Annotated in this window: 11 protein-coding genes and 1 pseudogene; 8 read left to right on the top strand and 4 right to left on the bottom strand. The window is 68.3% G+C overall.

Translation table 11 applies throughout. The features are described from left to right. Positions 1 to 48 precede the first annotated feature (48 nt). Complete coding sequence (locus CG723_RS41470) at positions 49 to 231, top strand: hypothetical protein (RefSeq protein ID WP_234374805.1); 183 nt, start codon at positions 49 to 51, stop codon at positions 229 to 231. Positions 232 to 317: 86 nt separating this feature from the next. On the opposite strand, the gene CG723_RS41465 is transcribed toward CG723_RS41470, so the two are convergent. Then, positions 318 to 1,421, bottom strand: a complete 1,104-nt coding sequence (locus tag CG723_RS41465) for a hypothetical protein (protein ID WP_159032667.1) — start codon at positions 1,419 to 1,421, stop codon at positions 318 to 320. Positions 1,422 to 2,097: 676 nt separating this feature from the next. Here CG723_RS41465 and CG723_RS41460 point away from each other — a divergent pair. Beyond that, positions 2,098 to 2,907 (top strand): annotated as a pseudogene (locus CG723_RS41460) (RNA repair domain-containing protein); the annotation flags it as partial. A gap of 997 nt (positions 2,908 to 3,904) precedes the next feature. On the opposite strand, the gene CG723_RS41450 reads toward CG723_RS41460, so the two are convergent. Continuing rightward, the gene (locus tag CG723_RS41450) at positions 3,905 to 4,744 is read right to left on the bottom strand and encodes an SDR family oxidoreductase (RefSeq protein WP_100598729.1); all 840 of its coding nucleotides are present in this window, start codon (positions 4,742 to 4,744) and stop codon (positions 3,905 to 3,907) included. A gap of 92 nt (positions 4,745 to 4,836) precedes the next feature. On the opposite strand from CG723_RS41450, the gene CG723_RS41445 reads away from it, so the two are divergent. Together CG723_RS41445 and CG723_RS41440 are read left to right on the top strand one after the other, a co-directional pair. Next, complete coding sequence (locus CG723_RS41445) at positions 4,837 to 5,289, top strand: winged helix-turn-helix transcriptional regulator (protein ID WP_234374804.1); 453 nt, start codon at positions 4,837 to 4,839, stop codon at positions 5,287 to 5,289. A 238-nt stretch (positions 5,290 to 5,527) separates the two neighbouring features. Further along, positions 5,528 to 5,809 carry a hypothetical protein gene (locus CG723_RS41440; protein WP_159032666.1) on the top strand — a complete coding sequence of 94 codons (282 nt, stop codon included), beginning with the start codon at positions 5,528 to 5,530 and terminating at the stop codon, positions 5,807 to 5,809. A gap of 106 nt (positions 5,810 to 5,915) precedes the next feature. Here CG723_RS41440 and CG723_RS41435 read toward each other — a convergent pair whose 3' ends face one another. Continuing rightward, on the bottom strand, positions 5,916 to 7,556 hold the full coding sequence (locus CG723_RS41435) for an adenosine deaminase family protein (protein ID WP_234374803.1): 1,641 nt from the start codon (positions 7,554 to 7,556) through the stop codon (positions 5,916 to 5,918). A 290-nt stretch (positions 7,557 to 7,846) separates the two neighbouring features. Here CG723_RS41435 and CG723_RS41430 point away from each other — a divergent pair, with 290 nt between their 5' ends. Next, on the top strand, positions 7,847 to 8,215 hold the full coding sequence (locus CG723_RS41430; RefSeq protein ID WP_100598726.1) for a hypothetical protein: 369 nt from the start codon (positions 7,847 to 7,849) through the stop codon (positions 8,213 to 8,215). Between the two features lie 135 nt (positions 8,216 to 8,350). Beyond that, entirely contained in the window at positions 8,351 to 9,127 is a 777-nt protein-coding gene (locus tag CG723_RS41425; RefSeq protein WP_100598725.1) for a class I SAM-dependent methyltransferase, read from the top strand. Positions 9,128 to 9,519: 392 nt separating this feature from the next. Here CG723_RS41425 and CG723_RS41420 read toward each other — a convergent pair whose 3' ends face one another. Then, a complete protein-coding gene (locus CG723_RS41420; RefSeq protein WP_442802637.1) occupies positions 9,520 to 10,371 on the bottom strand; it encodes a LysR family transcriptional regulator in 852 nt (283 codons plus the stop codon). 81 nt (positions 10,372 to 10,452) lie between these two features. Here CG723_RS41420 and CG723_RS41415 point away from each other — a divergent pair, with 81 nt between their 5' ends. Together CG723_RS41415 and CG723_RS41410 are read left to right on the top strand one after the other, a co-directional pair. Beyond that, positions 10,453 to 10,947: a cupin domain-containing protein gene (locus CG723_RS41415; protein WP_199842093.1), complete on the top strand. Its 495-nt coding sequence runs from the start codon at positions 10,453 to 10,455 to the stop codon at positions 10,945 to 10,947. Positions 10,948 to 11,139: 192 nt separating this feature from the next. Further along, positions 11,140 to 11,499 (top strand): DoxX family protein, encoded by a 360-nt coding sequence (locus tag CG723_RS41410; protein ID WP_100598722.1) that lies wholly within the window; start codon positions 11,140 to 11,142, stop codon positions 11,497 to 11,499. Positions 11,500 to 11,858: the final 359 nt, after the last annotated feature.

Raw genomic sequence — 11,858 nt, 5'->3', positions numbered from 1 at the left:
CCCATCTGCTGCCTCCTCCGCCCCGACCCAGCCCAGCGCGGTCGACTGGTGGAGATCCGGGACAACCTCATCGACCGCATCGCCGAAGCTGAGAGTGAGGGCTGGCTGGGCGAGATCGAAGGACTCCGCGTCAGCCTGGCCGGCGCGGACTCCAAGATCAGTCAGATCGACGCCGTACAGCTCGGCGGACCAGTGAACCTGGGCCCGCCCGCCCCGCGGAAGAAGCCCTGATCTCCGCACGTGGTGCACGTACGGACCAATTCCCTCGCAGCACGGGATGAACCACAAGTGCCGGCGGCCCGCCATGGGGACACGCCTCACCCATCGAAGCGGGACCAGCGGAATCCGTGCTCAAGCAAGGGCGTCAGGGTTGCGCGGTGGAGTGCGCCGAAAGCCACGACCGCCTCGCTCTCATCCATGCTGGCTGACATCAGCAGCCCCGGGGCCACAAAGAACTTCTCGGCAGTGTAGGTCGGCAGAAATGGACTCAGGGGTATGGGCCGCAGCATGCTCCACAACGTGTCCAGACGCGCGGTAGGCATGCAGTAGGTCCACGCCTGGTAGGGGGCAGCAATCGTGGCTTCGTAGAGGGTGAACTGCAGGAGGAAGCGGCTCAGCGGCTCCTCTTCGATGAACGCCTCCGGCTCGCTACCACAGGGATCATCGGTGCACCACACGCGGGGATCTGCTACGCCTGGTCCCTCCACCGGCCACGGAATGGACCAGTCCATGCCGGCCCCGTCCTGCACGGCGAAGACCAGCCGGTCGCCGAACGGCCCGGAAGCACGTTTGGGCTGCTCCAGCACTGGATCATGAAACCTGCGGAGTGCCGGGCGGAGACGGGCCACGCGGCGGAAGGCGACCAACGCCTCCGGGAGGCTGCCCAGTTCGCCCGCCGCATTCCCTTCCTCGGCCAGCTCCGGCTCCTCGGCAGGAAACCAACCGAGGGCGAACGACTCCAGAGCCCGGATCGGATCCGCGTCTACGTGGTCGACCCAGTCCACATCCGGCACCGCACCAGGTGCTGGGACCGGTCGGACCACGTCCAGCATCTCGCGGGTCAGCGGCTGGTCGAGCTCCAATGCGGCGTAGTCGAAGTTGGCAGGATCCGACAGTCCCCTGCACCGCGCGGCGCCCAAGGGGAGGCAGCCACCATCCATACGCGCGAAGAGCCGGATGGGTAGTGGAGATTCGAAGTCGAACCGTGGGTAGAGCACCGGAACCGTGTCCCCACGCAGCAGCACCTTCGTGGAGTCCTGAACGCCGCTAACCCCCGGACTGTCGCCGGCCTCGACGATGACCACGGTCGCGTCCGCCCCCGTCGCGATGAGCGCCGAACCCATCCCGTACCGATGGAATCCGGCTCCGGCGACGGACAGTGCCGTCGTCTCGGGAATGAGGGGAGGAAGGCTGTGCGGCATCCGCTCACCCTATTCAAAGGGGCGGACAGGCTCACAGGCGGAACCGGGCTGGCTCAGTTCAGAGAAGTGACCAGGCCAAAGCTGATCGCACCGGACCACACGGCGTGGGGCATGGCAGGCATCCAGCCCCCTGGCGGACCTCCAGCTGTGGGATCTCAGATCCCGTGGCCAAGTCTCACGAACCGTGGCCACCCAATGGCCAATCGGCCACGAATCTGAGACTGGCCGGTCAGAGGTCCCGGCGCCATCACACACAAGGGTGATGGCGCCGCCCTCCTAGCCATCTGGACCCCGGACTCCTCCCTCGGACACCAGGCGCAAAGTAGGTACGTCTTCGCTGGCCAGCGGTCCGGCCCACTGCAAGGGAAGAACGCGTCACCAGCCGCAATGGACAAGTACTGGGAAACAAGAGTCTGTCGACACTCAGCCGGCCAGAGAGTTTCCGCAGGTCGGCAGTGTCGGCAACCGTGTCGGGAATCAAAGTCGGCAAACGGCGGGCGTCAACAGTCCTACTCGCGGGTTACTTGTCCCCTGTCCGAGGTGGGAGTCTCGGGGCGAAAACCGCCGCTGTCTCTCGCCCTCCTGCCGTAACCGCGGCGAGGTGGGCGGGCCGGGCGTTGATTTGCAGGGTCGACCGGGCGCGCGTCACCCTGATAGTCGAGGGCAGGTGGCTGACGTGCACACCAGCGACGAGATCTACCACCGGGTGCTCTGGGACCCGCGCTTCGACCCCGAGCGGTTCGTGATGGGGGTCGCCGAGCGCGGGGCCCCGCCGAAGCGGATCCTGCTTGGCGACTTCGTGCCGGGCGGGGAGATCCCGTGGCACCGGGTGGTGTTCTTCGAGGCGGACGGCCAGGTCGTCTGGGACCGCGCCTGCGGCGTCGACCGGCTCGACGAGACCCTCTTCGAGCAGGTCGGTCCCGTACCGGCCCCGGCACCCTGCGACGTCCTCGCCGTCCCGTCGACGAACCGCACCGCCGTCGCCTGGCGGCCGCCGGCAAAGTTGTGGCCGCCGATCCAGCACATTCGCCGCGAACACGACCGGCAGATCCGCCGCTGGCCGCCACACGTCAACGTGCTCTTCGGTTTCGTCCCCGAGACCGAGTTCGCCCGAGCCCTGCCGCTGGTCGCCGCGGCCCTCGCCGAGACGCCGCCGTTCACCGCCCGCCTGGCGGGCGTCCACTGGTTCGGACACCGCGAGGACGCCACCGTCTGGCTCGACCCGGCCGCCGCCGACCACGAGCCCTGGGCACGGCTGCGGGAGTCCCTGGAGCTCCGCTTCCCGCTGTGCGGATCGCACTCGCACGACTTCACCCCGCACCTGTCCCTCGGCCGTACCCCGGACCCGCACCTCCTCGCCCGCAAGGTGGAGGCCCTCCTCGGCCCCATGACGACCCGGGTCGACGAACTGGTCGTGCTCTCCCGGCACGGCGACGAGCCGATGCGGGTCCGGGCCCGCGTCCTGCTCGGCAGCGGCGACATACGGCACCCGGAGAATCCGGCCCTTCCGGGCACCCCTCCGCCGTCACCGCCCTTCTAGTCAGACGCGGCACAGGCTTCGGCCGGCCCGGTCGGCAGGCAACGAAGTCATGAGCCCGCACCCACGCCTTCTGCAGCGACGCGACCGAGAAGGCGCTCGCCAATCTTGACTGGGGCGAGCCGACCGCCGTCGAGGCGGTGCGCCGGCTCATCGAAGCCGGTGACAGTGTTCTCCCCTCACCGTCGACCGAACCGCTGACCAGCGAAGACGCACCTACTTTGCGCCTGGTGTCCGAGGTAGGAGTCCGAGGCCATGTTGACGACCGGGACTCAGAGTCCCGGGCTTGCACAAGGGGCGCCACTGGCTGTGGTGCTGGGTTTAGGTCCTGTCCCACGCCCGGTGTTCGGGGGCGGGTCTGGGGCGGTTGACTGCGCCCCGCGTCGCCACAACTCTTCCGCACGGTGGCGGATGTTGCGGGAGCCGTTCCAGTCCACGTGTGCAACGACACCGCAGAACCGGCATACGAAACGGGCCTGGGAGACCCGGTTCGATGTGCCCGCATTCGGCGCAGGTGCGGGAGGTGTACGCCGGATTGACGTGCACCAAGTGCTGGCTCGCGTCGACTTCGAATACAACGCGCTGCCAAACGGGCAGGAGCATCAGGAAGTCCATGCGGATGTTCTGCTGCGCGCGCTCGCGTCGCCGGCCGACGGTTTGGTGGTCCCAGTGCAGACACACCTCAGGCAGCAGGGCAGGCAGGCCGTCGGGTTCGTGCTGATAGATGTGGAACGAGAACTCAACCCCGTTCACCTGGACCGAAACAGCCGAAGAGATCCTCGACTTCCTCGCCCGCTCCTGCCAACGGATCTCCGGCGCAGGACACCAGTAGGCCCCTGTCAGGTCGCTCCGCTCTTGAGCTCTGACTGGTGGTACGCGGTGACGGGGCCGCCCCGTGCGGCCGTGGTCGCACGAGGCTGCCCGGGCGCTTCGGCTGAGTTGTGCCTCAGCGAAAGGCGGCGATGCTACGGGCGACCCAGTTGTTGAAGGGGCGCGGGGCGCGGCCGATGACTCGTTCCACGTCCGAGCTGATCCGCAGTTCGGCGGGGTTCGGGGCGGAGATGATGTCCAGGGTGTCGTCGGCGAGTTCCGGCGGCACGAACTGGGTCATCGCGGCTTTGGCCTCCTCGCGGGTGAGCTCGTGGAACCGCACCGGCGAGCCGAGCGCCGCGGCGATGGCCTCCGACTGCTGACGGGGCGTGATCACCTCGGGCCCGGTCAGCTCGAAGATTCCGCCGGTGTGACGGTCGTCCAGCAGGCAGGCCGCCGCGACCTCGGCGATGTCCGCCGGGTCGACGATCGGCACCCCGACATCGCCGAAGGGTGCGGCGACCGTTCCTTGCGTGCGGACGGACTCCGCCCACGCCAAGGCGTTGGAGGCGAAGCCGCCCGGTCGTAGGACGGCCCAGTGCAGGCCGGACTCTCTCAACGCGTCCTCCACCGCGCGCATCGCGATCCGCGACGGGCCGAGCGGCCTCGTCGCCACGCCCTGCGAAGACAGCAGGACGACTCGGCGGACCCCGCTGGCAGCAGCCAGATCGATAAGGTCGGTCGGCCTGGCTTCGGGGGCGTGCAGGTCGCCGGACAGCAGGAGGAACAGCGCCTTCGCCCCGTCCAATGCGGGGGTGAGGCCCTGCGGCTCGGCCAAGTCAGCCGGCACGTGCCGGACCCCGTCCGGCATTGCCGCCGCGTGCCGTGACACCGCCGTCACCTGCTCGCCCGCCTTGGCCAGGGCCTGCGTCAAAGGCCGGCCCACATTCCCGGTAGCCCCGGTCACCACGATCATGTTCAGCTCCTAGTCCGTTGTGCACTACGGCAATTGACGCTAGGAGGCAGGCTTACTTTTCGTAAGAACATACCCAGAGGTAAGCTCCGGACATGAGGGAAGGCGCGCAGCTGAGGCAGGCCGAGGCGGGCAATCGGTATGAGGTGTTTCACACCGACTGCCCTGCGCGCGACGTGGTCGACCACGTGACCAGCAGGTGGGGTATCTGGGTTCTGATCTCCTTGCGTAGCACCGACCTTCGGTTTTACGAGCTGCGCGACAGCATCCAGGGCATCAGCGAGAAGATGCTCGCTCAGACACTGCGCGCACTGGTCCAGGACGACCTGGTCTGGCGGAAGGTCGAGCCGACGACGCCACCCCAAGTCACCTACGGGCTGACTGAGTTCGGCCAGGACGTCGGTGCGCCGCTGACGGACTTGTTCGACCGGATCACACAGCGGCTGGCAGGTGGCGGGGCGTCCGCCACGGAGCGGCTGAGCGCAACAAGCCGCCCGGCCAGTCTCAGTTCCGTGGCCGATCGGCCGCGGAATGGCCACCGGCCGTGAGATTCGGCCAGCCAATCTGAGATCCCACACGATCCCTTGAAATCGATCATCTAGACCGTCGTCGCACTGCTCGGCTCCGCCTTCGTAGTGGTCGTCACCGTCCAACAATCGATCGGTTGTTGGACAACATGCTGTACGCGACCCGCCGCGGGCGGGGAACAGGCTTGCAGTGTCCAAGAAGGGTGTCCGGGGTGTCATTAACTTGGTGTGTCCAAAAACCTGTTGAGACCCTTTGCCCTTGGGTGGACACGCGTCCGTACCCGACCCGGGCTCCGGACGCGTTCGCCTCGACCACCAGCGGCGGAACCTCGGCCAAGTCCGGGAAGTAGCCCAGCTTCTGGTAGCTCTTCAGCACTACCACCAGCGCCAGATCGAGCCGGTCGCGGCGCTGACGACGTTCGGGGCGGTGTGGGCGGTCCTCGCGGTGGGGCACAACCTGGCGGAGTACGTGATCGGCCAAACCGACCGGCAGGCCGCAGGCAAGGGGGCGCCGTGTGGTGTGAGCGGGGGCCTAGGATGACGAAGCCCCAGGTCAGCAGCCCCGACCCTCTGGAATCGGCTGGTCTGCGCACGTTTGAGCCACCAACTTCACTTCGGCCACTTGGACCCCCTCGGTTGTGCGGGAATCATCGTGTGGCGTCGGCGCGCGTGTTGGTGGTGCGGGATGCGGCCTGTGGCGCTCTGGCGGCGAAGGTGCGTTCAAAGGCGTGGAAGGCGTCTTCCTGTTTCCACTGCACTGTGGCCTTGGCGCTGGAGGCGAGGAAGTGGGCGCAGCGCTTGCTGGGGGTCGCGTCGCCGAGGCGGTCTCCGGCGCAGGCGGGGACGGGCTGGTGGCCGTTGCGGTCGCGCCACAGGCTGCGGCCCCTCAGGAAGCCGTACTCCAGGGAGGTGCGGGCCAGGTCCTTCAGCACCGGGTAGTCCAGCTGGTAGGTGCGTGCGGCTCGTTGGTACTCGCGGCTGATGTCGGTTCGCTCGACGCCTTGGTCGTCGGTGGCCAGGGCGACCGGAACGTGGTTCGCCCGGTACAGCGGGAAGGGGTGGGCCGGGCCCGTGACACCCAGGACCTGCGCGTTGCTGGTGAGCGGGACTTCCACAAGCACATGCTTCCGGGCCATCAGGCGCAGCAGTTCCCGGTAGTCGTCCTCGTGGCGGATGTCGACGCCGTGGCCGATGCGGTCGGAGTGGGCGGTGAGCACGGCGTCGCGGACGTGGAAGCGCAGGTCCTCGGGCTTGACCAGGCCGGGTACGAGCTCTCCCGCGTGCAGGGTGAGGGGAACGTCGGGGTACACACCGCGCAGGTAGTTCAGCATGCGCATGTGCAGGCGGTAGTCGGCGACCGCCATCGGATTCTCCTCGGGGCCCACGAGGTTCAGCGAGACGAAGCGGGGGTCGTGCCGGGCCAGTTCCACGCCGAGCAGCATCTGGGCGAAAACCAGCTCGGGCGGTCCGCCCCGGTCGACCTGGGCGATGAACCGTACCGGCAGCGCGCACCCGGCGTCGGGGTGGTCGGTATCGCAGTGCGCGGCGGTACGGAACTCCTTGACCATCGAGTCCGTCTCGCTCATCGCCTCTTGGACGACGGCGTCCATGCCGCCGTCGGCCAGCATCTTGTCGCGCATCAGGGCCAGGTCACTGTGGTACCCGACCTTGGTGGCAAGGGCGTCAGCGGCGTACCAGGCGGGCGTCCACATGGTCTCGAGGTAGAACTGGTGCTGCTTCGCGGCCGAGGTGGAGACCTGGGCCAGCAGCCGGCCGGGATGGAGTCCGCTGACCGCGCCGAACTTTCCGAACGTGGCGAAGAAGTGGTCGTGGCTGCTCTCGCCCTGGCTGGGCGTGAAGTCCTGCATGGACCAGGCGCGGATGACCTGACGCCGGAAGGCGGGGTCGGTGAGAGTGTCGGCCGCGGGGCGGGTGTTTTCCGTGCAGGGCGGCGCGCTCGCGGTGAGAGTGGTCGTGTCGATGCAGTAGTCGGCCTCGACGGCGATGCGCAGCAGCAGTTCGGTGGTCGCCGCGCCCGAAAGGTGGTTGTGGAGGTCTGCGCCCTTGGGCAGGGCCCTGAAGAAGGCGGCCAGCTTTTCGGGCCGGTCGCGTACGCCTCGCAGGTATGCCGAGACGCTCGCCTCGGCGCGAGTGGGTCCGCTGGTGTCTTCCTCCGGGGCGGCCTGAGCCGGCTGCGTGGATGTCAGGGCGAGTGCCAGTGCGGCACTCAGGACGGGCGCGAGCCGGGCCGTGCGGCGCGGCACGAAGGACGGGAGGGAGGGAACCATGCCGTGCATCTTCTGGCAACCAGGGCGGGAGGCAAATGCCCGACATGCCTCATGTCACCCGGGCGACGCAAGTGATGTCGTCGACCGGCCTCTCGCCGGGAGCCTCGGGCTGGACCCGAGGCCGACCAGGTCAGGCACGGCGTCGGCCGCGGCCCGAGTCAACGACCACCGCTTGGGCTTCGGCTGGCAGGGCACCAAGCCAGGGCACGCATGACCTGACGCACCAGCTCCAGGCCAGCGGTCACGCCCCCCGCGGGCCAGCTGTGGCGTGCACGGGCCGGTAGCCGTACGTGCTATCAGCGGACGTGCTCGGGGACGAGGCGCAATGGCAAGGAGGGGCCCGCAGGGAGCAGCGACCCGAACTCGCATTCCGCAGCGCCATTCCGCTGCCGCAGTTCGGCCAGCCAGACCCGCTGACGGTGGCCACGCCGGCCCAGCTCGTCGAGGCCCTTCGTGCCGTACGGATCTGGGCCGGGTCGCCGTCGCTGTGCACGCTGGAGATGCGCGGTCGGGGTCGCCTGAGCAAGAGCAGCGTCGGGGCGATGCTCAAGTCGGAGGAGCTGGAGCTGCCCAAGTACGAGCGGTTCGTGGCGTACTTGTACGCCTGCGGGATCCGGGACATGGCTTCGTTCACGTTCAGCAGCAGCGTTTGTCGATGAGTTCCAACAGCAGTTGGCGATCAGCGCGCTCGCAGATGTTCACGGAAAATGACGGCACTGTGGCCAGTGAGGACGTTCGTGCCGATCACTGGGGCGACCAGCGCCTCCGGGAATCAGGCACAGTAGTCTCGGGCCATGCCTGAGACATCGGTGGCGCACTTCTACGACGAACTGGCCGACGACTACCACCTGATCTACTCAGACTGGGACGCGAGCATCCGCCGGCAGGGGGACGCCCTGGACGCTCTGATCGGCCAGGATCGCGCGGCGGTGCTCGACTGTTCCTGCGGCATCGGCACGCAGGCCATCGGCCTGGCGCTGCGCGGGCACCGGGTCACCGGGACCGACCTCAGCTCCCGCGCCGCCGCCCGCGCTGCCCGTGAGGCCGCCCGCCGGAGCCTGAGTCTGCGCACGGCCGCCGCCGACATGAGACGCCTCCCGTTTGCCGATGGACAGTTCGACACCGTCGTCTGCGCCGACAACTCGCTGCCTCACCTGCTGACAGAGCAGGATGTGCACGCCGCCCTGGTCGAGATGCGCCGCGTGCTTCGTCCGGCCGGCCTGCTGTTGGTCAGCACACGCCCCTACGATGACCTGCTGCGCGACCGCCCGACGTCGACGCCTCCACAAGTCCACCGGATCGCCGACTGCGCCGACGACGGGGAACGAACCGTCACCTTCCAGCTCTGGCACTGGCACGACGACGGCGAGCACTACGACTTGGAGCACTTCCAACTCCTTCCGGCAGGTGGAGAATGGCGCGTCCAGGTCCGTCGGACCACCTACTGGGCACTCGGCCGGGACCGGCTGGCCGGCCTCGCAGCCGAGGCCGGGTTTGCCGACGCCGGGTGGCGGATGCCGCAGGAGACGGGCTTCTTCCAACCGCTGCTCGTAGCCCGCGCCGGCGAGTAGGTGATTCCACCGCCCGGCGGGCAGATGTCAGCCGCCTTGGCGGGTTTCTCGGCCCGAGCCCGGGTGCTGGCGAGGCGCTAGGAGTCGGTGCCGGTCTCGATGATCGTGCCGTTGAAGGTCAGGCGGTGCGGCATGACCAGGACCTTTCACCAGGAGCACCCCGATGCTGCCCTGGCAAGTACCCCCAGCGCTGCTAAAACTCGTGAACATCACCCGCCCGTGGATCTGGGTGCCTTCCAAACCCGTGAACAACCAACGGCATTACCGGTGAATAAAGCCAGCTGGCTCTGTACGCGAGAAGGGGCGGCAAATGTTCACCACTTCGGGAGGCGGTCCCTGGGGCCGCAGCGTTCGGATTGTTCACGAGCTGCGGCAGCACCGGTTGCCGATGCTCAGCGCCGGTACGCGGTTGTCGCGATCTCGATGAAGGACCGGATCAAAGGGTTGGTGTCACCCTCGTTCCACACCGCCACCACTCGGCTCGGCGGCATGTCGATCAGCGGCACCACGGCCAGTTGCGCCGGCAGGTCGTGTCCGAGCGGGGCCAGGCCGACCGTGCCGTTCCACAGCACGGCCTGCAGGCATTCCTGGACGGCGCGCACCACCGGGCCCTCGCGCGGCCTGCCACCGTTCCAGTACGACTGCCAGATGGGGTCGGTGCCCTGCGGGAACTGGAACCAGCGGCGGTCGCTCAGCTCAGCCAGCCGCAGCCCGTCGCGGCGGGCCAGCGGATCGTCGGCGCGCAGGACCACGCCGACCGGATCGGTCCGCAGCGCACGCACCGTCAGGGCCGTCTCGTCGAACGGCGCCCGGGTCAGCGCGACGTCGACCGTTCCGGCGCGCAGCCCGCAGGTCGGGTCGGTCAGATCGGTCTCGCGGATGCGGATGTCGATGCCGGGGCGGCTTCGACGGTAGGCGGCGGCCATCCTGGCCACTCCTGGGTCGGTGCCGTCGCCCAGAATGCCGATGGTGATGGTCGCGACGCCGGCCGCCGCGCTCACGCGTACCCGGACGCGGTCGGCATGGTCGAGCAGGGCCCGCGCCTCGTCGAGCAGCACCGAGCCCACCAAAGTGAGCGTGACTCCCGTAGGCGAGCGGACGAACAGCAGGGACCCGACATCGGCCTCCAGCTGCTTGATCGCCCGGCTCAGCGGCGGCTGGCTCATGTGCAGTCGGGTGGCGGCCCGGCCGAAGTGGAGTTCCTCGGCGACCGCCACGAAGTAGCGCAAGGTCCGTAGCTCCACGCTGCAACGATACCCACGAGGTATCGGCGCCGCGGGATGGGTCTTGGACACCGGCAGTGTTCGGGCGGTGCACTTGGGAGCATGACCGAAGAAGCGAAGAGCAGCGAGCCGCAGACCCACCCCGCTGTGTCGGTGGTGGGTCCCGGCGACGGCGAGATGATCGTTCTGGGTACCACACGCATGCGCATTCTGGAGGACGGCAGTCACACCGGGCACCGCCTCGCGATCGCCGAGTCCGTCCTCGCCCCGCACACCCAGGGGCCGCCGCAGCACCGCCATGCCCGACACGACGAGGGCTTCTACATCCTCTCCGGCACCGTGCGGTTCACCGTCGGGGACGAGGACTACGACGCAGCCTCGGGCACGCTCGTGATGGTTCCGCCCGGAACCCCGCACACCTTCGCCAACCTGACCGACCAACCCGCCATCATGCTCAGCACATTCACCCCCGACCTTTATGTGCAGTACTTCCGAGAACTCCAGGAGGTGCTCGCCGGCGGCCGGCCGCTGACGCAACAGGCCAACATCGACGCGATGAGCCGCTACGCGACCGAGCCCGCCTCCGACCTCGCTTGAAGCCGACGGCACAGCATGTGCCCGGCCACCCTCCCTCGTACCGGCAGGCCGGTGGCGCCGCCGCCTTTCGCCACCAGCGGCGACCCGCGTGTCCGCGTCCCTCGGACGACGGACCGGGCCTTCACGAGGGCTCTTCTGGTAAGCGAGCCAATCGACAGGGCCCCATGAACCGGTGGCCTATGAACGGGAACGATGAACATCGCCTATTGGATCGTCGCGGGACTGCTCGCGCTCTTCTACTTCTACGCAGGCACGCTGAAGGTGATCCGCAGCCGTGATCAACTCCGGCCGATGATGGCCTGGGTCGACCGCATACCCTTGCCTGCTCTCAGGGCGCTGGGGGCGGTCGAAATACTCGGCGCGACCGGCCTGATCCTGCCGAAGCTGACCGGCATCGCTCCCTCGTTGGCGACGGCCGCGGCCATCGGTTTCGTACTCCTGCAGACCGGCGCGATCGCCGTTCACCTGATGGGCGAAGACCGCCGGATCTCACTCAACGCCGGACTCACCGTTGCCACGGCCGTGGCCATCTGGCTGGCCACCCGGCTGTGAACGAGCACAGCCCTCGACCGGCGGATGCGACTACAGGGCCGACCGCCCCACGGCCGCTGTCATTTCTCATGAACATCGAACACGCCGCCGTCCACACGCTGCTCGGGGAGGTGCACATTTGCTGTCGCACCTCGTGAACAGAGCCAGACGGCAACTGTCGGCCGTGCTCGATCGTCCCTTGGCGTATGACCACACCATCCCCGGAGCCGCCCGATTGGCCTCACTGCGGTCACGGAGCTGCCCCGGACGATCCTGTGGGCCGTTGCGGCATTCGCGTAGGCGGCTATACCGCTTGTCTGGCTCATCTTGCTGACACCGAGCGGGATGCTTACCTGGCCCCTGGCCCCTGGCCGGCCTGC

It is taken from the genome of Streptomyces sp. CB01635 (genome assembly GCF_002803065.1).
Taxonomy (GTDB): Bacteria; Actinomycetota; Actinomycetes; order Streptomycetales; family Streptomycetaceae; genus Streptomyces.
This window is presented reverse-complemented; position numbering and strand designations above follow the sequence as displayed.